Source organism: Cyclobacterium salsum (assembly GCF_010119245.1).
In the GTDB taxonomy this organism is placed as follows: domain Bacteria; phylum Bacteroidota; class Bacteroidia; order Cytophagales; family Cyclobacteriaceae; genus Cyclobacterium; species Cyclobacterium salsum.
Genome location: NZ_WNKG01000007.1, coordinates 284,685 through 306,764 on the forward strand (window position 1 = coordinate 284,685; position 22,080 = coordinate 306,764).

15 protein-coding genes are annotated in these 22,080 nt (G+C 47.2%); 10 read left to right on the plus strand and 5 right to left on the minus strand.

Going from position 1 to position 22,080, the window contains the following annotated elements:
- The first annotated feature begins 89 nt into the window (after positions 1-89).
- A complete protein-coding gene (locus GJS45_RS14350; RefSeq protein WP_162342543.1) occupies positions 90-515 on the plus strand; it encodes a hypothetical protein in 426 nt (141 codons plus the stop codon).
- A 296-nt stretch (positions 516-811) separates the two neighbouring features.
- Here GJS45_RS14350 and GJS45_RS14355 read toward each other — a convergent pair whose 3' ends face one another.
- The gene (locus GJS45_RS14355; RefSeq protein WP_162342544.1) at positions 812-2,158 is read right to left on the minus strand and encodes a tetratricopeptide repeat protein; all 1,347 of its coding nucleotides are present in this window, start codon (positions 2,156-2,158) and stop codon (positions 812-814) included.
- Positions 2,159-3,111: 953 nt separating this feature from the next.
- On the opposite strand from GJS45_RS14355, the gene GJS45_RS14360 reads away from it, so the two are divergent.
- Positions 3,112-4,149 (plus strand): alpha/beta hydrolase, encoded by a 1,038-nt coding sequence (locus tag GJS45_RS14360; protein WP_162342545.1) that lies wholly within the window; start codon positions 3,112-3,114, stop codon positions 4,147-4,149.
- Between the two features lie 204 nt (positions 4,150-4,353).
- On the opposite strand, the gene GJS45_RS14365 is transcribed toward GJS45_RS14360, so the two are convergent.
- A complete protein-coding gene (locus tag GJS45_RS14365; protein ID WP_162342546.1) occupies positions 4,354-4,689 on the minus strand; it encodes a winged helix-turn-helix transcriptional regulator in 336 nt (111 codons plus the stop codon).
- Positions 4,690-4,767: 78 nt separating this feature from the next.
- On the opposite strand from GJS45_RS14365, the gene GJS45_RS14370 reads away from it, so the two are divergent.
- Both GJS45_RS14370 and GJS45_RS14375 read left to right on the plus strand, forming a co-directional pair.
- Positions 4,768-5,394 (plus strand): NAD(P)-dependent oxidoreductase, encoded by a 627-nt coding sequence (locus GJS45_RS14370; RefSeq protein WP_162342547.1) that lies wholly within the window; start codon positions 4,768-4,770, stop codon positions 5,392-5,394.
- A 1-nt stretch (position 5,395) separates the two neighbouring features.
- Positions 5,396-6,277: an NmrA family NAD(P)-binding protein gene (locus tag GJS45_RS14375; RefSeq protein ID WP_162342548.1), complete on the plus strand. Its 882-nt coding sequence runs from the start codon at positions 5,396-5,398 to the stop codon at positions 6,275-6,277.
- Between the two features lie 316 nt (positions 6,278-6,593).
- On the opposite strand, the gene GJS45_RS14380 is transcribed toward GJS45_RS14375, so the two are convergent.
- Positions 6,594-7,010, minus strand: coding sequence for a GxxExxY protein (locus GJS45_RS14380; RefSeq protein ID WP_162342549.1), 417 nt, complete (start codon positions 7,008-7,010; stop codon positions 6,594-6,596).
- A 692-nt stretch (positions 7,011-7,702) separates the two neighbouring features.
- On the opposite strand from GJS45_RS14380, the gene GJS45_RS14385 reads away from it, so the two are divergent.
- The gene (locus tag GJS45_RS14385; protein ID WP_162342550.1) at positions 7,703-8,098 is read left to right on the plus strand and encodes a MerC domain-containing protein; all 396 of its coding nucleotides are present in this window, start codon (positions 7,703-7,705) and stop codon (positions 8,096-8,098) included.
- Between the two features lie 46 nt (positions 8,099-8,144).
- On the opposite strand, the gene GJS45_RS14390 is transcribed toward GJS45_RS14385, so the two are convergent.
- On the minus strand, positions 8,145-9,425 hold the full coding sequence (locus tag GJS45_RS14390; RefSeq protein WP_162342551.1) for a nucleoside hydrolase-like domain-containing protein: 1,281 nt from the start codon (positions 9,423-9,425) through the stop codon (positions 8,145-8,147).
- 128 nt (positions 9,426-9,553) lie between these two features.
- On the opposite strand from GJS45_RS14390, the gene GJS45_RS14395 reads away from it, so the two are divergent.
- Entirely contained in the window at positions 9,554-10,978 is a 1,425-nt protein-coding gene (locus GJS45_RS14395; protein WP_162342552.1) for a DUF1593 domain-containing protein, read from the plus strand.
- Between the two features lie 638 nt (positions 10,979-11,616).
- Here the strand turns inward: GJS45_RS14395 and GJS45_RS14400 are convergent.
- Entirely contained in the window at positions 11,617-14,460 is a 2,844-nt protein-coding gene (locus tag GJS45_RS14400) for a triple tyrosine motif-containing protein (RefSeq protein ID WP_235954766.1), read from the minus strand.
- A gap of 250 nt (positions 14,461-14,710) precedes the next feature.
- On the opposite strand from GJS45_RS14400, the gene GJS45_RS14405 reads away from it, so the two are divergent.
- The 4 genes from GJS45_RS14405 to GJS45_RS14420 are packed head-to-tail and all read left to right on the plus strand — an operon-like array spanning position 14,711 to position 21,896.
- The gene (locus GJS45_RS14405; RefSeq protein WP_162342553.1) at positions 14,711-17,791 is read left to right on the plus strand and encodes a SusC/RagA family TonB-linked outer membrane protein; all 3,081 of its coding nucleotides are present in this window, start codon (positions 14,711-14,713) and stop codon (positions 17,789-17,791) included.
- A gap of 5 nt (positions 17,792-17,796) precedes the next feature.
- Positions 17,797-19,269, plus strand: coding sequence for a RagB/SusD family nutrient uptake outer membrane protein (locus GJS45_RS14410; protein ID WP_202928088.1), 1,473 nt, complete (start codon positions 17,797-17,799; stop codon positions 19,267-19,269).
- A 12-nt stretch (positions 19,270-19,281) separates the two neighbouring features.
- The gene (locus tag GJS45_RS14415) at positions 19,282-20,763 is read left to right on the plus strand and encodes a PKD domain-containing protein (protein WP_162342554.1); all 1,482 of its coding nucleotides are present in this window, start codon (positions 19,282-19,284) and stop codon (positions 20,761-20,763) included.
- A gap of 8 nt (positions 20,764-20,771) precedes the next feature.
- Positions 20,772-21,896, plus strand: coding sequence for a glycoside hydrolase family 16 protein (locus GJS45_RS14420; RefSeq protein ID WP_235954768.1), 1,125 nt, complete (start codon positions 20,772-20,774; stop codon positions 21,894-21,896).
- Positions 21,897-22,080 lie beyond the last annotated feature (184 nt).

Sequence of the window (22,080 nt, forward strand, 5' to 3'; positions counted from 1 at the left end):
GGACTTCTGATATCCATAAAGATCCACCAGAATAGAAGAGCCAGATACGAGAGGCGCTTCCGGAAACCATTCACAACAATAGGGCGCTATTGCCTGATGAGACCTTTGTGTTGGTTGGGTATTTCCATTCAGAAGAACACTACGAATGGATAAAACGAAATAGGCTTTACAATTTTAGAATGGGGTCCGGTGCCGGTTCGTTGGTTTTGGACAAGGAAACGGTATGTGCAAATTTCTTGCTGCTGCATACGAAAGGACACAAGGTATCCGGAGAGTTTTGGCGGATTGTAGGTGAAGGACCTACCGTATTTTCTAAAGAAGACATGATCAAAAAGGGCTACCCCCATCCCTCACAGGTTCATTACCTGCTAATCCAATTGGAACCCGTAATGGACCCGGAATTTCAAGGCCTTTCCTGGGATTTCAGGAGACTTAAAGGCTATTCCCCCGGCAGGGCCTCAGCTTTTCCCTTTACCTGTAGCCTGGCGGAATTGATGCGGCACAAAATCAGGTAGGGATTCGTACTTTGTTATAAATGCAAAAATTAATTTCAGCAAATCCGTGCTGAAATCAAATCTATCCTGGTTTGATTATCGTGAATATTCCGTATTCGAATATGGAATAACATTTTTACACTGTATCAAGGAACTTGAGAAAATTAAATTTAATGAAACCCCTAATATGCCCATATATGGTTCCCTATTTTTTAAACCATATAAGGTATTTAAGTAAATATAAGGGTAAGCGTAGCCCCTTCTATGTCCTTATATCCCTTATTTGGTTCCCTATTTTTTAAACCCGATAAGGTATTTTAGAAACCATGGAAGAAAGAGGTTTCGTTGGTGCCGCCATGCTGCAGGTTCTCCAAGCGCTCGTTTAAGGCATTGGAAGTTTCCGGTTCATTATATCTGGCGTAAATTTCCTTTAGCGCAATGAGCGTCTCAACGCTGTTCGGATTGACCCTTTCCGCCTTCTGGAAATAAGGAAGCGCGTTGTCAAATGCAGCGAATACCTCGGCTTCCATGGCTTCGTATTTCTCCATACCCGCCTGGCTACTGTCTGAGGACAGTTCACTCAACGCCATGGTCAGGGTAGCAGCGCGGTTGTAGTACAGGGTACCGGTGCTATACAGTGCGTCGAAATTGGTTGGATCTTTTTCCAGGCTCTGATTGTAATAATTGAAGGCTTGGTCGAAGTAATTACTTGCCCTGTCGCTGTTTCCGGAAGCGGATTCGCGCTGGTACAAGTTATCGTATACACCACCCAGGGTGAGGTAGAGTGCCGGGTTGTTTGGTTCTCGGGTAATGGCCGTTTTCAATTTATCAATGAGTTCATCGAGTCGGTTTTGCTTCAGGAAGTGATTGATCTCGGCAAACAGCAGGGATACTTCCCCGGGATATTTTTCGCGACCAGCCTTCAGGTACCGATAGGCGATTTCCATGTCGGCGTCTTCGCCGCTGGCATGGACGGTATACAAGGCTTCATAGATAGCTGGATTATCGAAATTCGCCTGGTAGAGCTCTTCAAAAAGTGGCTTGGCCGCCTCGGTCATGTGGTTGTTCAGGGCCGCCAGGCCCGTTACGTATTTCTGGTCCATCATGGCGAAGGCATCATCCAAAACGCTTTCCTGGCCTTCTTTCTTAAGGATTTCATGGGCAGCCAGACCCGAGGAGAAGTGTAGGTAAGCCGATCCGTAGTCCTGGGCTTCGAAGGCGTATACCCCAAAGTTGTACAGGTGGGCTTGCGCTTCTTGGATACCTTTTATCGCATCCCGAAGAAGATAACCAGGCGAATTTACGGCTTGCGCATGCTTTTCTACAGCCGTTGTTAAGGCATTAAAAGCCTTTAGCGCTACCCCGTCTACCTGCGGAAGTTCCTCTATAGAGCCCAGGCCGGTCTGTTTCACGGTAACGATCTGGTTAGCCAGCGTGTTCAATATTTCCCCTTTCAGGATGTAGTATTTCGGATCGGCAACGTCTTCACCAATAGGGTCCGGCAAAATAGCCGCTACGGCTTCGTGGAGCCTTTCTTTAGAAGCATGGGGATCGAGATTGTATGCGGCCAGTGCTCGCTTAGCGGCTCTCACATCTGCATGCTGCGCCTGTACCGAAACGACAACCAAACCAAGGGCAAGCATTCCTAAGATCATTTTATTCATAGTCGTTTCTATTTAATTGATCAGGAAATGGGAGTTTTGATCGTAAAAACAAAATCAGCACATGTGAATAGATACTCTGTAAGTTAGGAAATATTTCTGTTAGAAACTGTCAAAAGCTTTATTCTTCGTATTGCGGAACGTTTGGCCCGGTGTACCCCATCGGCTACCAGCCGATTTACCTCAGCGATAAGGTGGGCATAGGGGCGTTTGCTACACCGTTGGCAGGCGGCTTTTCCCCCTAGCTTTATTTCAGCCGGAAACAAGGACCCGCTGTTGGCTCAGTCCAAACGCCTTGCCGTGAAGCTTTCACCCCTTGGTTTCCAATTGGATACCCTGTTCTTTCCTGATAATTACGAGCCAGCTTTGGGGCATGAATATCAGTTTACTTTTTAATGAGGATGGAAAACGAGCCTTTGAAAGGTCCATCCAATTTATTGATCAGTTGCTCCCTCCTAAGGTTGGCACTGATACACCTTCCGTGGTTCCCGCTTTTTGAACCACATAAGCTTGTTCGTAGCCCCTTCCATGTCCTTATATCGCTTATATGGTTCCACTATTTTTTTAAACCATATAAGGTATTTAAGAAAATATAAGCTTGTTTGCAATCCCTTCCATGCCCTTATATCCATTATATGGTTCCACTATTTTTTTAAACCATATAAGGTATTTAAGAAAATATAAGTTGTTCGCAGCCCCTTCCAAGTCCTTATATCCCTTATATGGTTCCCTATTTTTTAAACCATTTAAGGTATTCAAGTAGATATAAATTGTTTGGAGCCCCTTCCATGTTAAGTGGTTTTCCTTTATCCGAGATCCCGTAAATGCAAATAGGCTCATTACCAGCTAACTACAAGAAAAAAAGTGACACCCACTCGTTGATAATCAAAAAAAATTATTTTATTTTTAACCGGACTGGAAAATCCTACCCCATTTGTAAACCAAGCTAACGGTAAATGAAACGCACAATAACGCGAATAGTCATCAGTATCCTTGCTTTGGTGGTCCTGCTAGTTCTTGCTTTCAAACTCTCTCCCTATCCGGCAGTTTGGCTGGTACGCTATGCATTTGAAAAAGAGGCAGTCCGGGTGGATGCGGCATTGGAAAAATTCGTGCCTGAAAATATTTTGGCTATCCGTGATGTTCAATTTGATCCAACCGATCCAAATTCTCTTTTGGATATCTATTATCCTAAGGATGCCATGGCGGCAAAAAGCAAATTGCCGGTCATCGTCTGGACACACGGAGGAGGATTGGTTTCCGGAAATAAAGATCACCTAAGCAATTATTCCAAATTATTGGCATCCCAGAGGTTTGTAGCCATATCCATCGATTATACCATTGCTCCCGAGGCAAAATACCCCACGCCTATCCGGCAGCTTAACAAAGCATTGGCATTTATTTCTTCGAATGCGGACCGATTTGCTATTGATTCCACGCAGTTTATTTTAGCAGGAGATTCTGGTGGTTCCATGATTACTGCTGCCACAGCTAACCTCATTAGCAGCCCTTCCTATGCAACCATCACAAAAGTTAACCCGGGAGTGCATCCAGATCAACTCAAAGGCCTGCTGCTGTACTGTGGCATTTATGAGGTAGACAATCTAAATTCCGAAGGTGCCTTTGCGTCTTTTCTGAATACCGTCACCTGGGCCTATTTTCGCGAAAAAGACATTTCCAATAACGAATACGCCAAAACGGCATCGGTACTCAATTATCTTACAGGTTCATTTCCCCCTACCTTTATTTCAGCCGGAAACAAGGATCCGCTATTGGCTCAGTCCAAACGCCTTGCCGTGAAGCTTTCAAGCCTTGGTGTCCAATTGGATACCCTGTTCTTTCCTGATAATTACGAACCAGCGCTGGGGCATGAATATCAGTTTACTTTTGATGAGGATGGAAAACGAGCCTTTGAAAGGTCCATCCAATTTATTGATCAGTTGCTCCCTACTAAGGTTGGCACTGATACACCTTCCGTGGTTCCCGCTTTTTGAACCACATAAAACATATAAGCTTGTTTGCAATCCCTTCCATGCCCTTATATCCCTTATATGGTTCCAATTTTTTTTAAACCATATAAGGTATTTAAGAAAATATAAGCTTGTTTGTAGCCCCTTCCATGCCCTTATATCCCTTATATGGTTTCTTTTTTACCCTTGATGGCAGTCTCTTCCAAGCAAGGACGTTACTTATTAGGTTCACCCCTTTTTTACCATTTTTTCCTCATAAAACAGGGCAAAGTGGCGCATTTCTTCGATCAGTGGCAGCACGGCCCGACCGGTATCGGTTAGGGAATATTCTACCCTGGGCGGTACCTCACCGAAATTCCTTCGAATAGCCAAACCGCTTTCTACCAGGGTTTTTAGCTCTTGTATCAGCATTTTTTCGCTGATATCCGGGATCTGTTTTTTGAGCTCCGAAAGTCGCAAGGGCTTTTCCATAAGCTGGAACAAAATCAGCAACTTCCATTTACCGCCCACCAATTCCAGAGTAGTGCGTATCGGACAGCGATTGGTGATGCGAATCGACTTCATACTGACAAAAAGGTTAGTACGTAACTTTTTATATGGTAAGGCAAAAACAGGTACTATTGCCGAAACAAATAGATAATTATGAAAAGAATTGCGCTATTTGGTGGCTCCGGACAGACGGGCCGTCAGTTTTTGGATCGGGCGCTTGAAAATGGGTACCTTGTGAAAGCACTGGTTCGAAATCGGGAAAAACTACCCATTACTCACCCCTACCTGGAAATTGTTCAAGGGGATGTGCTGCATGCCGGGGAAGTCAAGGCGAACCTTGAAGGAACGGACCTGGTGGTCAGCCTTTTTGGGCATGTTAAGGGTTCCCCGGATTGGCTGCAAACCGAAGGAACCCGAAACATTGTATCTGCTATGAAAGAATTGGGTATTGAGCGTATCATTTCCCTTTCCGGCGGCGGCCTGCCCTTCCCGGAGAAAGACCGGCCGAAAATGGCCGACAAATTCATCCGTACTATCATGAAACTGGCGGTCCCCCGTGTCTTAAACGATGCCATCCGACACCAGCAAGTGTTGGCGGAAAGCGGATTGCAATGGGTTATTGTACGCGGTCCGCGGCTGACCAATACACCTCCCAAAGGCAACTATCGGGTAGGGGTCAATGCCAGCACCAATATCAGCCGGGCGGACCTGGCCGACTTTATCCTGAGCCAGGTAGAAGACCAAACCTTTATTCACCAAATGCCCTTTGTCAGTCAATAGGATGAACATCTTGATCAGCGGAGCAACCGGAAACGTGGGAATTGAAATTTGCAAGCTACTGCAGGAGGGTCACCATGGCCAACAGGTCTTTGCGGGGGTTAGAATCCCTCAAAAGGAAAGCGAATTTCAACGGCGCTTTCCTTCGATTCAGTTGAAAGAATTTGACTTTGACCGGCCGGACAAATTTCCCTCCTATTTAGCGGGTATGGATGTTTTATTTTTTTTGCGACCTCCCCAAATTTCGAATGTCAAAAAGTATTTTGAGCCTCTCATCGCAGCTTGTATCGGCGCAAAAATAAAGCACCTGGTATTTCTATCGGTGCAGGGGGCAGATAAAAGCCGGCTGATCCCACATCACAAAATTGAAAGGTTAATCAGGACCTCGGGCATTCCTTTTACCTTTCTGCGTCCGGCTTATTTTATGCAAAACTTCACAACCATTTTGCGCAACGATATCCTCAGGAAAAACAGGGTATACCTTCCTGCCGGCAAGGCAAAATTCACCCTGATTGATGTCAACGACCTGGCAGCTGTGGCTGTGGAAATCCTATCGAAACCGGATCCCCATCGCAACAAGGCCTACGACCTTACTAATTCGGAACAAATGGATTTCTCCGGAATGTGTGGCGTATTGAGCAAGGTATTGGGAAGGAAGGTTAGGTTTGTTTCCCCGAACCCGCTACGTTTTTTTCTTCAAAAACGAAAGGAGGGAGTGGCGACTCCGTATATTTTAGTGATGATCCTTCTTCATTACCTTCCCCGCTTTCAGCCTACTCCCCCAACTTCGGCTACGCTGGAGCAAATTGTGGGGAGGAAAGCCAGTACTTTTGAGGAATTTGTGCGGCGGGAAAAAAGTAAATTCGATGATGGATGTCACCGATAGTTTCGCTTTTTTTTAAACCACATAAGTAATTTAAGTGAATATCAGGGTGCTCGTAGCCCCTTCCATGTCCTTATATCCCTTATATGGTTCCAATTTTTTAAACCATATAAGGTATTTAAGAAAATATAAGCTTGTTCGTAACCCCTTCCAAATCCTTATATCCCTTATATGGTTCCCTATTTTTTAAACCATATAAGGTATTTAAGAAAATATAAGCTTGTTTGTAGCCCCTTCCAAGTCCTTATATCCCTTATATGGTTCCCCTTTTTTTGACCATATAGCCTGTTGCTAGATTTTATTCCTTTTAGTTTTTCAATCACTCATCCTCGAGATCTCTATAAAATTCATTCACGTAGGTCTTCTGGCCTTCGTTAAAAATATGGCTGGTATTAAAATTGATTAGCAAGCCTTCTGGGGAATTCAGAAGTTTCATGTAGGTGATAAGCTGGGCTTCGTGAACAGGTAATACCTTTTCTACGGCTTTTAGCTCCACAACCAGAATGTTTTCAATAAAAAAATCACAGCGCAACGCTGTTTCAAGGGTGTGGCCCTTGTAGTTTACGGGTACCGGTATCTCGGACTGGAAGTGTAGGCCTCTCAGGCGAAACTCTTGAATCATGCATTTTTGATAGACACTTTCAAAAAGCCCGGGTCCGAGAGCTTTATGGACCTCTATGGCGGCCCCATTAACCTGATATACCAGGTCCGTTAAGAAACGCTTGGTTATCCTCATGCCTTCAAAATTATAGATCAAAATAAAATTAAGCCTTTCTCATAAAAAATAATAGATTATTACATTTTTTTTAAAACCATATAAGGAATTTAAGAGAATATCAGGGTGTTCGTAGCCCCTTCCATGTCCTTACATCCCTTATATGGTTCCCCTTTTTTTTAAACCATATAAGTAATTTAAGTGAATATCAGGGTGTTCGTAGTTCCTTCCATGCACTTATATCCCTTATATGGTTCCCCTTTATTTTTAAACCATTTAAGGAATTTAAGAGAATATCAGGGTGTTCGTAGCCCCTTCCATGTCCTTACATCCCTTATATGGTTCCCCTTTTTTTTAAACCATATAAGTAATTTAAGTGAATATCAGGGTGTTCGTAGTTCCTTCCATGCACTTATATCCCTTATATGGTTCCCCTTTATTTTTAAACCATTTAAGGAATTTAAGAGAATATCAGGGTGTTCGTAGCCCCTTCCATGTCCTTACATCCCTTATATGGTTCCCTATTTTTTTAAACCATATAAGGAATTTAAGAGAATATCAGGGTGTTCGTAGTTCCTTCCATGCTCTTATATCCCTTATATGGTTCCCTCTTTTTTGATAGCAAACCTACAATCTCAAATTATTAAACGCAACAGTATTGCATTAAAAATAATAAGTACTACATTTGCAATAAAGTTGCATAAAATTGAAGTATGAAAAATCAGTTTGTCGGCCTTCATTTGGATTTTGTTGGTTTTAGTGCTTCCATGCTTTGTGCCATCCATTGTATAGCCGTACCCTTTCTAGTCACATTAGCACCCCTTGCGGGGCTACATTTTCTCCACGATCCCTGGATTGAATACACCGTTATCTTGTTGGGCTTTTTTATTGCTGCTATTGCATTGGCACATGGTTATCGAAGCCATCATCAAAAAGGTCAGGCACTATGCTTGGTGGTAGCGGGATTTCTACTGATTGGATCAGGTCACTTGTTTCATAGCCAGTGGGGGGAACTACTATTGACCGGTTCGGGAGGAATTACCGTAGCCATTGCCCACCTGGTAAACTGGAAGCATATCCGCCAGTCTGGTTCGGACTTATCATCCTGAAATAAACGAACCATTTTCAATATAGAACCTTTCGCTAAGCATCCACTTAATCGCTCAGCCAGTCCCACCTTTTGGCCCAGTCCAGTAAGTATTCCTCCCGGTACTGGGCAATGGTCCGGGCACCTTGCTGGTCTTCTATAAATAAGTCCGGATCCGGTCGGTCGCTATACCAATGGGATCCCAACTGGAAATCTTCTTCGGAAGATCTTCCCGGCCAGGGGTTGGTGCTGGTATAACCGCCCTTTAGGCCATGAAGTGCCGGAAGTTCGCTAATGGTTTCATAGCTGCCGGTTTCGGCTCGCTTAGGAGAATAGCGGATGCTATATACCCCGTCTCCCAAGTAATACCCTGGCCATACCTGATCCCATATCTCCATATGGAAACAAGCACTATCCGGAGAAATGCCCATCTCGGGGCCCTTAAATCGCCATTCCAACGTGGCATAAGAATTTACCGTATCGGCAGGACTGCTATTTCCGTCAAAAATTACCCGGGCACTCCGGTCAATAGGAACAAAGCTTCCCCCCCAACTTTCTCCCTCCGGGTCATCCGGATCGCCGTGCAACAGGTACGCCAGGGAGGGCGTGTCACCCATTTTAATCCGGCCTCCGTAAAAGTCCTTAAAAGCCTCCCCCATCGCTCCTTTGCCCTGAATATAGCGGGAATAATAGGCATCGCCTTTCAGGTGATCAGGAGATTCGTTATCCATAAACCAGCCCCGGTAGCTGGCATTCGCCTCAACCATCCATAGCTCCGGATGATTTTGGGCAATGTAGGCATAGCTATTGACGCTCCATTTTTTATTGGGACCGCCAATCCAGTACACCCGAATTTTCTCCTCAATATCCGGGGCATCGTGCAGGGCCTGGGCCAGATCCTCCAACCCTCCCCATACCAAGACCCATAAGGGCCGGTCAATTTGCTTTCTGGCACAATGGATGATCCAGTCAGACCCTTCACTAGCATTGGCATAGCCCGCAAAAGGGGCACTGGAAATAGCACCTTGTTTGGTTAGGGTACGGAGTGATTCTGGTTCGGGAAAGCCTTCCGCCTGCCCGGAAAGTAGGGGATAGTCCTGCTCGTACAGGTCAATGATTTGATGAATTGCGGCCGTTCTCCCTTCTCCGAAAGGGGAAGCAATGAGCCCTTCGATGGCTACCTTGTCCGCATACATAAACAAATGAATCAGGGACTGAAAATCATCCGGGTCGGTTCCCCCGACATCCGTGCTCACCAGCACGCGTGGCTTTTCCATTTGTCCAAAAGCCGGGGATCCTTGAATCAACAGCAGTAGGGTCAGACAAAGATTAAAGTACCGAAAAGTCATAGGTGGGGTCATTTTTGGGTTTACGGTTCTGTAAATGCTGGCATTAGAAGCAGAGACAGGACTAAAGGTAAAAACAATGAATATAAAATCGGACAAAAAAAGTAAAGAAAAATCAATAAATTAGTACTATGAAATTAATACAAACGCTACTGCTGACGGCTATCCTGGCCTTGACTTCCGGAAGCATCTCCGCTCAGGAAGTCCCCGCCAAAAATCGCATCCTGGTACTGACCGATATCGAAAATGAACCCGATGATGCCCAGTCCCTGGTGCGGTTTCTAACGTATGCCAATCAATGGGATGTAGAGGGCCTTATCGCTACCACTTCCCGGCACCAGCCAGATCAAACGGCCGCCTGGCGAATTTTAGAAATTCTTGATGCCTATGAAAAGGTACGGGATAACCTGGAAATGCACGAAAAGGGTTACCCTCAAGCAGCTTCCCTGCGTAAACTTGTAAAAGAAGGCCGAGCGGATTATGGAATGGAAGCCGTGGGAGCCGGTATGGACTCACCTGGATCGGATTGGATCATTCAGACCGTTGACCAACCGGATGATCGCCCGGTATGGGTCTTGGTTTGGGGCGGCTCCAACTGCCTGGCCCAGGCACTTTGGAAGGTACGGGAAACCCGCTCTCCGGAGGACTTGGAACGCTTTGTGGATAAATTAAGGGTATATACCATCTCGGATCAGGATGACAGTGGTCCCTGGCTTCGGAAAAACTTTCCGGAGCTTTTCTATATCGCCAGCCCGGGAGTTCATTCAATTGGAGCCTACCATTTTGGTACCTGGTCAGGTATTAGCGGGGACAAGTTTCATGGCAGGTTTGCCGGTGGCAATTTTGAAATCGTGGACAATCCCTGGTTGGACCGGCATATCCGGAGTAAAGGACCGCTCGGTGCCGAATACCCTCACACTGAATACTTGATGGAAGGCGATTCTCCCAGCTTCCTGTACCTGATACCCAATGGCCTGGGAAACCCGGAGCGACCGGATTGGGGCAGTTGGGGTGGCAGGTACGAATATTACCAGCCACGCATGGAATCCTGGTTTTCCGAACCGGAAACCCGACCCCTTTGGACCGATGCCATGGATGAGGTGCTGGGTGCGGACGGCGAGTGGCACACGAGCAACAAAGCCACCATCTTCCGATGGCGAAGGGCTTTTCAAAACGATTTTTCCGCCAGGATGGATTGGACCATCAAATCGTATTCGGAGGCGAATCATCCACCGGTTCCCAAGTTGGCCATGGAGCAGCGCATGCAGGCAAGGGTAGGGGATCGGATTGAGCTGAATGCGGAAGGAAGCAGCGACCCGGATGGGGATACCTTGCAGTACCGTTGGTACCTGTATGGAGAACCAGGAGATTTCACCCTTTCCAACGGCCGGACGGCGACACCCCTGACCATTACGGATGCAGACAAAGCACGGGCGCATTTTGTGGTTCCCCAACCAGGTAAAATGGGAGAACTTCACCTTATTTTGGAAGTGACGGATGATGGAGAGCCTGCCCTTACCCGGTACAAGCGGGTAATTGTGGATGTCCGCCCCTGATAGCCAGGAGGGGAAAGTTGAGAAGGGTTGTTTCAGGTAGCTAGAGACAAAATTAAAGAACTGTTAAAAAAAGGGTTTCACGCAACGGGCGCGGCGAAATACGCAGCGATCGCAGCGGATTGGGATGATCGGGTTGATGTCTTGGTGACTTCTTCTCGTCAATTCGAGGGTGTTAACGTGAATTCAATCGAAAGGCAATACCTTCTCCGGCACGTGCGGCAGACTGTCGGTATACGTTTACGCTACTCGTTTTCTATTTGCTTTCTACGGAGGACTTGCGGTTTCGCACCGTATCAGATTGCTTCGCTAGTGCTCGCAATGACGAGGATTTACGTTATAGGGGCCCCTTCCCATCGCTGCGAGACCTAACATTTTAAAAAACGCAGAAATCGGGATGACGGTGTAAAATAACCAACCACGGTAGGGGTCACCTGTTTGTAGCCCCGGGTAAGCCGACGCAGGAGGTGCGACTTCTAAAACAAGTTTCCATACTCGGGGGATATGTAAATGGGAAAATGTGTTGTCCCCGCCGCGTCCGCCGCGACTCCTTTGCGTCCGCCGCGTGAACCCCCGGGATCGCACAAAAAAGGATAACCGCGAAGTATCTCTCTATTCTGAATGTGATGGAAAATGCCAACCTAAAATTTAAGAATGTACTCCTGCAAGTTGTCGCTGCGTTCCAGTTGTAGTTTCTTTCGGAGTCGGTAGCGGCCGATTTCTACTCCCCGGACTGAAATATTCATCAGATAGGCAATTTCTTTGGTGGACAGATTCATCCGCAGGTAGGCGCTAAGCTTGATTTCCTGGGGACTGAGGGTGTCGTATTCCTTTTTAAATCGGGCCATAAAATCACCGTGCACCTGGTCAAAATGGATTTCAAACTGCTCCCAGTCCTGGTCTTCCGCAATGTTCTTTTCGATGGTCTTAATTACCTTTTGGATTTCATTCTTTACTTCCTGATTTTTACTCTTTTTGGTAATGCTGTTCAGGTTGTTCCGCATCTGATCGATAAAGCCGTTTTTGTTAATCAGATGCATGGTGGCTGCGGCCAATTCTTTGTCCTTGATTTGGATTTCCTGCTTCAACCTTTCAGTTTTTAGCCGCTCCACCTCTTTTCGGCTTACCTTCAACTCACTTTCTTTTGCTTCAATGGCTTTTTGAGAGTCCGATTTCAATTGTAAGGTTTTCTTTTGGTACCTTTTTTCAACCAGGCGGTAGACCAGGAAGGCGTTCAGAATCAGCAGTGAAAGGTATATCAGATAGGCCGTTCGGCTTCTGTACCAGGGGGGCAACACTTCAAAAGAAAAAGTGGCTTCCGGACTGACCGCTCCATACAGGTTTTTACTCCGAACATGAAATGTATACCTACCTTCCCTTAAGTTAGTATAGGCTTTTTCCCTTCTCTCAACCCATTGTCCAAACCCATCCTCAAATCCTTCCAGCCAGTATTGGTACCTCAGGTCCTTTTCGTTATTGGGGGTAGGGTTGCTACTTTCGAAACGTATATTGGCTTGTTTATAGGGGATGCGAATGGATGGTAAGGGGAGTTGCTCCCCGGCATTTCCGGCAAAAATCAAGGAGTCCGCAGCCCCTGTCAGGTAAGCCGCCCGGATCAGGGTAGGGAAAACAGGGGGATCAAAGGCGTTGTCATTCAGGCTAAACCGAATAAACCCTTCGTTGGCTGCGAAAAGCACTTCGTTTCCGCGCATGACGGAGATATTTTGCAGGTCGTCGTTGAGCAGGGGAAGCAATGGATTAAAAACCTGAAATTGCTTGGAATAGCTACCATCAACTTCCTTTTCCAATACCCCGGCTTCGGTCTCTCCGATAAAATAAATATTTCCCATCTGGTCTTCTGCCAGGTAATGGATCAGGCTACCTTCTTCAAAATAAGTGCTAAAAAAGGAGTCTCTTTCGAAGGAATTTCTACTTTCGTTGTAACGGAAAATTCCAGCCTGGGTGGTCACCACCAGGCGATTGTTTATTTTCCAGACGTTGTTTAGAATATCCGTTGGCAGGCCTTGTTCCGACCCGAAATAGCTTACCTCGGCCGATTTCAGGGATTCATCCAGTTGGAGCTTATACAAGCCCTTGTAGCCATGGGCAACCCAAATATTGCCCTGATCATCCTGCTCCACAATCCTGCTGGACTCATTGAATCCGTCAATTTTACGCATGTAACGGAGGGAATCTTCCTTTATTTCAAAAAGATGCAAACCAAAATACCCGCCAGATAAGATGAGTTCGGGATGATTTCGGAGGGGCTGAAAATTCCATATTCCCTCCGGTGACCCGATATCACGGGCAACGCCATCCTGAAGGACAAGGGCACCGTCATTGTGAGCGATCAGGATCCGGTCCTGAATGGTTTTAATCTGATATACCTGCCCGGTAGAATTGGGAAGCCATTCCACGCCATCCGTTGTATTTTCTTCCCGTACATAGACCCCATTATTCGTCCCAAAGTAGAATTTACCTTCGTGGAAAGTGGCATGGTAGCCCGTGCCGGAAAGTCCTGAAAAATGATTGATTTTATTAAAGGGAAGGCTCAATTGAATCAGGCTAAGCCCGTTATTATGCCCCAGCCATAAATTACCCGAAAGGTCTTCAAAAAGCGATACGACGGAGTTATTGTTTAATCCGTTTTGCCGGTCCATTTTCATCAGTTCCGTTCCAGCTGGATCCAGCAACAGCAGCCCATTAAGCTGGGTTGCTACTGCAACGGTCCCGTTTCTAAGGCGCAGGGCTGCATTGATGGTCAGATGTTGGCCTCCTGGCCAGCTTTCGGTTGATTTTCCGGAACTGGTAAAAATTCCGTTGTCACGGGTAAAGACCAAAAAACGATCCGGCCCGGTAGGAAGCAGGCCTGTTACCAGTTTATCTGAGAAAAAGGGATTTAATGGGCTAAAGCTGCCATTTTGAACTTGAAGCAAGCCGGTTCCCCTTTCATTTACAATCAGGGAGTTGTTTTGGAAATGAAAGCTCTCAAAATCGTTGCTCGTTTCCAGGCTATAATCAAATTCATGATCGGTCGTATAGGCAAAGATCCTTTCGCTTGTGCAGAAATACAGGTTTTCTTCCCCTAAAAATACCTTCCAGACTTCATCCAGGTCCCGAAGGTTTTCCGGAAGACTGTCTTTCAAGGAGTGAAATTGGAGTCGGCCCAGTTTGTCGGGCATAAAAATGCCAAAATCTCCCTGTCCGGAGGCATACACGATTCCCTTTTCATTGACCGCTACATGCCTGATTTTAGTGCTGTTGGGTAAGGACTGTCGCCTCCAGGTGCTGCCATCGTGTATAAGGAGGCCGTAGTTGTTCGCCACATACAGCATACCACTTGCATGTTGGGTAATGGCATAATTTTGAATTCCGCCCTGGTATTCCTGACTGGAATAATAGCGGGAAAAGGGGATACCCATGGATTGGGATTGGACCATTTTCACTCCTGCCAGTAGGACTAGGAGGCTGAGTAGGTACTTCATCTGCGTTAGTCGCCTGGTACGAGTAGCCAAGTTACTGGATTTCTTTTTGATGTACTAACTAATTACAGAACATGAGGTTTACTGGAAATTTAAAAGTTCGATTTTAATCCTTTAAACCCGTATTTTACACGTTTTTGTAGAGTTTTTGTGAAAATGAAAATAGGACCTTGTAGTACTTATGATGTACTTCTATTTTTTCGAGAAACGGATATTTGCAGCACCTTGGGGCCAGAAATAAATCCAAGATCAAATGAAAAATGTTTTATTGCTTTATTTTACCCTGTTCCTCTCCGCAAGTGGATGGGCACAGTCCAATGAAATCATTGGCACGGTAACAGACGAGACAGGGTTTCCGCTTCCGGGGGTAAGCATCCTCAAGTTGGGAACCAGCACGGGTACGGTGACGGATATTGATGGGAGTTTTTCCATCGAAGCTAGTACCGGAGAAAGGCTCCAGTTTTCTTATCTGGGCTTCCAAAGTCAAACCCTGACGATTGACAACAGCACGGAGCTAACCGTAGTCATGCAGGAAGATGTGTCCAACCTGGACGAAGTAGTGGTCATTGGCTATGGTTCTGCCTCCAAAAGGGAATTAACCGGAGCCACCTCCCAGGTAAAAGGGGAGGCCATCGAAAAGATGAATATGCCCAGAGTGGACCAGGCCCTTCAGGGGAAATTGGCCGGTGTGAATATTTCTACCAACTCTGGTGCGCCCGGCGGAACATCCAATATCCGGATTCGGGGAATTGGCACCTTTGGGGATAACGATCCGCTGATCCTGGTAGACGGAGTGATTTATGATGCTGCTGGATTAAATGCCCTTAACCCAGGCGATATCGAGTCAGTGAACGTATTGAAGGATGGTACGGCCGGAATCTACGGAGTCCGGGCTGCCAATGGCGTTATCCTGATTGAAACGAAAAAGGGAAATCTAGGATCGAAACCGCAATTGGACCTAAACGGTTATTATGGCGTGCAGGAGACGGCCAGACAACTAGATCTGCTTAATGCCCGGGAATATGCTATTTTAAAAAATGAGGCGTTCGCCGCAGGGGGACAGCCTCTACCCTTTGCCAACGTAGAATTGGGAGAAGGCACCAACTGGCAGCGTGCGGCATTCCAGCAAGCCCCTATTCAGGAATATAACCTGACTGTAACCGGAGGATCCGAGAAGACCAGCTACTCCATCGGTGGAGGCTATTTTGCCCAGGATGGTATTGTAGGAGGGTCTAAAGCGAATTTTGAAAGGTACAATGCACGGATAAACTTCACCACGCAACTAGCACCAAAGCTTAAATTCACCAACGTATTATTGTTTACCCGTGAAGAGAGCAGTGGCCTGCCGCAGGGAGGAATCGGATCAGTTTTGTACAATACCATCAACGCCTATCCGACAGAACCCATACGAGTGGGTGACCGGTACTCTTACCTGGAAAATGTCAATGACATCATCAATCCGATGGCCCAAATGGAGAATACCTACAACAACTCCTATGTAAACAAGCTGGTGGGTAAGGAAGAACTAGAATATACCATCAACGATCATTTTACCTGGACCGGAAGGGCCGGTTACAATTTTGCGATGGTAGATGCCAAAACGTTTAATCCATTGGTCTGGTACGGACCGGGCAAATTTGCCAATTCGGCTAGAAATGCCAACCTGGATCCGGTGTTGGTGGATGTAGGTGGTTTGGAAATTGAGCGGGGAGCCAATGTGTTTGAGTCCAGAAATACCTTTTTGGACTATAACCTGGAAACTTATTTAAATTACAACAGAACCTTCGCCGATGTACACCGGGTAAAAGGGATGTTTGGGCTTTCCCTGGTGGGTAACCGAAGTGAGGGGCTAAATGGCACGGGCTTTAATATCCCCAACAATGACCTGGATTTTGCTGACATTTCGGCCAATCAGGCTTCGGGAGGCTTTTTGAATAATGTAGGTTCCTTTCAGAGTCGGCAGCGGCTCACTTCCGCTTTCTTCCGAGGAGAATACGATTACAAGCAGCGGTATCTCTTTTCCGCCATCATCCGAAGGGATGGCTCTACCAATTTCGGCCCCAATAACCGGATCGGGTATTTTCCCGCCATTTCAGGAGCTTGGGTGGTGTCTGACGAACCGTTTTTTAATGTATCAGGCATTGATTTTATGAAATTGAGGGCCAGTTTTGGTGTTTCCGGAAACGATCAGATCGGGCTGTTTCGTTACAGGGGGCTCCTGAACGGATCGGCGACCTATGTATTTAACGACCTGATCGTCAACGGGGCGGCCATAGGCAATACCAGTAATCCCGATCTGAAATGGGAAACGACCTACCAAACGAATATTGGATTGGACTTTTCCCTTTTGGGTAACCTGGATTTTACGGCTAACTATTTTGTCAAAAATACCAAGGACCTGCTCTTCCAGCCGGATGTCTCTGCGCTATTGGGAGCCTACGGTCCCGGGGGGGCACCACCGGTAATCAACGCCGGGGACGTGTTAAACCGAGGCATCGAATTGGAACTGGGATATGCCACCAATCGCTCAGAGGGAGTGAATTTCAGCGTGGATTACAATTTGACATTATTGAAAAACGAAGTGACAGCCGTTCCGATTGGATTTGAGTTTATTCCGGGAGCAGCCTTTAGCGTGGGAGGCAATGTAGCCAGTCGTTTTGAGAAAGGATATCCCATAGGATATTTCATCGGGTACCAAACCGATGGGGTTTTCCAAACTCAGGAAGAAATTGTTACGAGTCCCGTGAGTCAACCCGGGGCGCAGCCGGGAGATTTTCGCTTTGTGGACCAAAACGGGGACGGTGTCATTAGCTTTGGGGACGACAGCGATCGGACAAGCCTGGGATCTCCCATACCTGACATGACCATGGGCCTCAACTTATCGGTAGACTACAAAGGATTCGATATGGCAGCCAATGCGTACGCAGCACTGGGTCAGGAAATTATCCGTAATTACGAAAGGCAACAACCCTATGCCAACCAACAAGCCTATTGGATAAACCGTTGGACCGGGGCGGGAAGTACCAATGAGTATCCAAGACTCACTACGGGAGCCACCCGAAACACCGTATTCTCCGATTTCTATGTAGAGGACGGGTCTTTTCTACGGTTACGGAATGTACAACTGGGATATACCCTACCTACTACCGTTTCGCAGAAAATCGGCATGAATTATTTTCGCTTTTACCTGGCAGCCAACAACCTGCTGACCCTAACCCGATACCAGGGTTTTGACCCGGATGTGGGTTCCGGAAACCCGCTTTTTGCCGGAGTGGATAATGGGATTTATCCTCAGGCAAGAACATTTATGGCAGGTTTTAACATTAAATTCTAAATACAATGAAGTATATATATCAATGGTCACTCGTCCTGCTATTCGGGACAATGACCGCTTGCGATAGCTTACTGGACATCGATCCGGAATTTACGCAGGATGCCGAAAATTTCTTTAATACGGAAGAAGATTTTGACAGAGCCATTATAGGTGTCTACGACATGATGCAACCAGCCTATCTGAACATGTGGATTGGAGAGATCGCATCCGACAATGCCATTGCAGGTGGAGAAAGCGTGAATGATTCTCGCGGTCTTCACGAAATTGAAAACATGACCCATGGAGGTGTCAACGAAGAGTTGAGAGCCGTCATGCGTGTAAATTATACGGGCATTGCCCGGGCAAATTACATTTTCGAAAATCAGGAGAAAGTCGATTTCGAAGGAAAAGACCTGATACTGGCCGAGGCAAAATTCTTGCGCGCCTATTTCTACTTTAACCTGGTGAACTATTTTGGAGACATGCCGCTAATTGTGGACCGCAGGATTTCCATCAATGAGATTTCCGCTGCACCACGCACGCCAAAAGCGGAGGTTTATCAGCAAATTGAATCCGACCTCCGGGATGCCGTGGCGGTGTTGCCCTGGAATGTGGATCAAACCGGCCGTCTGACTAAAGGAGCCGCGATGGCCCTATTGGGAAAAGCCTTGCTGTATCAGCAGAAATACGAGGATGCTGCCACGGTTTTGGGAGAGCTGATTGATACCAATCAGGCGGGATATGCCCTTTTTGAGAATTTCGAAACCCTTTTTCTCGCTCAAAACCAAAATGTGGCAGAAGATGTATTCACCATCCAATTCAGCGGATTGCAGGGTGGAGACTATGGATGCCTGGTCTGCCTGAATGGAAACGCCGCTGTAGGATTTCAAAGTATCCGCCAATACACTGGTCCGGTGTATGCCGATGGCAACAGCTATAATCTGCCCACCGAAGACTTGTACCAGGCATTCGAAGACGGAGACATCCGTAGGGATGCCAGCGTATTGGACCTGGAGGCCTTTATTGCTGCACAGCCTAATCCGGATGAGATCACCTATGCGATAGGTGGTGGAGGCCATACCGGCTATTTCAACAATAAGTACATCAAGCGGCTGGATGAGCTTGGCTTGCCCGATAACGATCTGACCAGCCCCTTGAATTACCGGGCGATCCGTTGGGCGGATGTGTTGCTGATGGCTGCAGAGGCTTTCCAACGTTCCGGGAACGATGAGAGGGCCCGGACGGAGCTAAACAAGGTTCGCTCCAGGGTTGATATGCCAGCGATCACTAGCTCCGACGATGCCCTGTATCAGGACATTTTGCAAGAAAGAAGGCTCGAACTCTCCGGAGAAGGACTACGGTTCTTTGACTTGGTCAGGACAGGTCAGGCAGCTGAGCGGATCAGTGGCTTTATAGCAGGTCAACACGAGTTGTTTCCCATTCCTCAGGTCGAAATTGATCTGGCAGGGGGTAATTGGGAACAAAATCCAGGATATTAAACATATAAACTCATGAAAAAATACCTAAACTTCATCCTATTAATGCTGCCTGTATTTCTTATGGCGGCATGTGTTGAGGAATACCGTTTGCAGGAAGCGCCTCCCGCAGAGGAAGAGGCGGATTTTAGCTTTGAACCAACGGAGGAAAGTGACAATATCCTTCAATTTACGGCCTCCAATGACTTTTTCATTATGAACTGGGATTTGGGAAATGGAAGTGCCGGAACCGGACAGACCATCACCGGTACCTATCCAACGGCCGGAACCTATACCGTCAGCCTGACGGTATTTAATGCAGGAGGTAGCGTTACGATGAGCAAGGAAATTGTAATTGCAGAAACCGACCCCCTGCTTTTGGACAAACCGCTTTATAATTTATTGACGGGTGGTGTCGAAGCTACGGAAGGTAAAACCTGGAAAGTGGATGCCAGTCGGCAGGGCCACTTTGGCCTGGGACCCAATCCTTCTCAGGCAGGCGACTTCCCGGAATGGTATGAAGCCCAGCCCAACGAAAAAGCAGGTTCGGGTATGTACACCGACCGGTACACCTTTTACCTGGCCGACTTTGCTTTTGACATGGAAACTGACGGGCTGGTTTATCTGAATGCAGCCCAGGGGACTAATTTTCCGGGTTCCTTTGATCCCGGAGTGGGTGACCTTTCTGCTCCGTATGAAGCCCCTGAAGGGCTAAAATGGAGCATGGCCGAGCCGGAAGATAGCTATCCGGAACTGACCATATCCCAGGGAGGCTTTCTAGGCTACTTTGCCGGAGGAAGGACCTACCAAATTATAACCATCGAAGAAAATGAAATATTGCTTCGTTTCGTGGATCAGGCCAATACCGAATTTGCCTGGTACATTCGCCTGATCCCTGAAGATTACGTCCCGGAAGAAGAAACGCCGGAGCCCGAACCCGAGCCGGTGGACCCCGGAACATTATCCCTCCAAAGCCTGATCGGTGATGGTAGCAAAGCCTGGAAACTGAAACCAGTCGCCGGAGCCTTCGGGGTAGGCCCTGCACCTGGAAGTGATGAATTCTATCCCAACGGTGAGGACATCTCGGAAGCCCGTGCCTGCTTGTTTAACGATCGGTTTATTTTCAACGAAGACGGTACCTATGCCTACGACCCTGTGGATGATATCTACGGAGAAGCGTATATGGGGGTAGAAGAAGGCTGTCAGCCGGTGGCCAACCTGGCCGGGACGGCTGGAGAAGCCTGGGGAGCCGGCACGCACGACTTCAGCTTTACCGAGGCTACCGAAACGGAAAACGCACGCATTACGGTTACGGGGACTGGCGCATTTATCGCTCTTCCCAAGGCTTTCAATGGCGGTGAATACCAATCAGGACCACCTGCTGATGACCGTGCAGTTACCTACGAGGTGATTGGGTATACGAATGAAGAAGGAGTAGAAGAACTGACGATCAGTATAGATATTTCGGATTCGGGTTCTGTTTTCTGGACATTCGTGCTTATTCCGGATAACCAATGATGGTGCTTATGATGAGCAAAGCAATTCAAGGTTTTTTTCTATTCCTCACCCTTCTTTCGACCCAGGCTTGCGAGCAAGAGGAAGTAGATGGGCAGGTAGTCTTGCCCAGCAACCTGGAAGTTTCCCTGGAGAAACAGGCGAACGGGCAGGTGCAGGTTACCTTTATGGCGGAAAAGGCTAACTTTTTCCGGGTGAGTTTCGGAACGGAAAATGAATTGCCGGAGCTGGCAAGCGGAACGGAAGCTAGTTACCGCTACGACAGTCCCGGAGTTTATACCATCCGGGTGCAGGCACATGCTACGGAAACTAACTTTATCAGTGAAGAAAGAACGGTGACCATTTCCGAACAGGATCTGGGCCTGGGCATTCCGGAATCGGGATTTACCTCTCCGGAGCGGTACGAGGGGTATTCCCTGGTTTGGCGGGACGAGTTTGAGGGAACAAATCTTTCCGGAGACTGGGTGGCAGAAATCGGAGACGGTTGTCCGGACTTGTGTGGTTGGGGAAATAATGAACTCCAGTTTTACCATAGAAAGAATGCCGAATTGAAAGATGGCTATTTGGTGATTACGGCAAAAGAAGAGTCCATGGGAGGAAAAAACTATACTTCTAGCCGGCTAAAAACGCAGGGGCAGCAAAACGTTCAGTTTGGAAGGATTGATTTTCGGGCCGCCTTGCCCAGGGGACAGGGCATCTGGCCGGCATTTTGGATGCTGGGAGAAAGCATTACCGAAACGCCTTGGCCAGCTAGTGGAGAAATTGACATCATGGAAATGATCGGAGGGGCTGCCGATGGACGGGACAATACCGTCCACGGCACGCTTCACTGGGATAATAACGGTGCCTATGCCACTGCCGGAGGCAAAACCTCACTCCCTGAAGGGGCCATTTTCAATGACCGCTTTCACGTATTTTCCATTATTTGGACCGAAGAGTCCATTACCTGGTTGCTGGATGATGAGGTGTTTCATGAGATAAGCATCGCTTCCGATGCCATGGATGAATTCCGGGAGCCGTTTTTTCTGCTGATTAATCTGGCGGTAGGCGGCAATTGGCCCGGAAGCCCGGATGCCAGTACCAACTTCCCCCAACAATTGGTAGTGGATTATGTGCGGGTCTTTCAGCGAGAGTAAGGGATTACCTATTTCCTATTGGTTATATAAAAGCGGTTCTCAAGGGAGCCGCTTTTTTTCTTAGCTTAAAAATTAAGGATAAAAGGGTTTCACGCAGCGGGTGGCGATGCAGGGGTTGTTGTCTTGGTGAACCCTTCCCGCCACTGCGAGAATTAACATATAAAAAACCCAGAAATCGGGATGA

Coding starts and splice junctions, on each gene's coding strand:
- GJS45_RS14400 (WP_235954766.1), bottom strand. CDS start 14,460: ATGAAGTACCTACTCAGCCTCCTAGTCCTACTGGCAGGAGTGAAAATG.
- GJS45_RS14420 (WP_235954768.1), top strand. CDS start 20,772: ATGATGAGCAAAGCAATTCAAGGTTTTTTTCTATTCCTCACCCTTCTT.
- GJS45_RS14375 (WP_162342548.1), top strand. CDS start 5,396: ATGAACATCTTGATCAGCGGAGCAACCGGAAACGTGGGAATTGAAATT.
- GJS45_RS14380 (WP_162342549.1), bottom strand. CDS start 7,010: ATGAGGATAACCAAGCGTTTCTTAACGGACCTGGTATATCAGGTTAAT.
- GJS45_RS14395 (WP_162342552.1), top strand. CDS start 9,554: ATGAAATTAATACAAACGCTACTGCTGACGGCTATCCTGGCCTTGACT.
- GJS45_RS14415 (WP_162342554.1), top strand. CDS start 19,282: ATGAAAAAATACCTAAACTTCATCCTATTAATGCTGCCTGTATTTCTT.
- GJS45_RS14405 (WP_162342553.1), top strand. CDS start 14,711: ATGAAAAATGTTTTATTGCTTTATTTTACCCTGTTCCTCTCCGCAAGT.
- GJS45_RS14390 (WP_162342551.1), bottom strand. CDS start 9,425: ATGACTTTTCGGTACTTTAATCTTTGTCTGACCCTACTGCTGTTGATT.
- GJS45_RS14410 (WP_202928088.1), top strand. CDS start 17,797: ATGAAGTATATATATCAATGGTCACTCGTCCTGCTATTCGGGACAATG.
- GJS45_RS14365 (WP_162342546.1), bottom strand. CDS start 4,689: ATGAAGTCGATTCGCATCACCAATCGCTGTCCGATACGCACTACTCTG.
- GJS45_RS14355 (WP_162342544.1), bottom strand. CDS start 2,158: ATGAATAAAATGATCTTAGGAATGCTTGCCCTTGGTTTGGTTGTCGTT.
- GJS45_RS14385 (WP_162342550.1), top strand. CDS start 7,703: ATGAAAAATCAGTTTGTCGGCCTTCATTTGGATTTTGTTGGTTTTAGT.
- GJS45_RS14360 (WP_162342545.1), top strand. CDS start 3,112: ATGAAACGCACAATAACGCGAATAGTCATCAGTATCCTTGCTTTGGTG.
- GJS45_RS14370 (WP_162342547.1), top strand. CDS start 4,768: ATGAAAAGAATTGCGCTATTTGGTGGCTCCGGACAGACGGGCCGTCAG.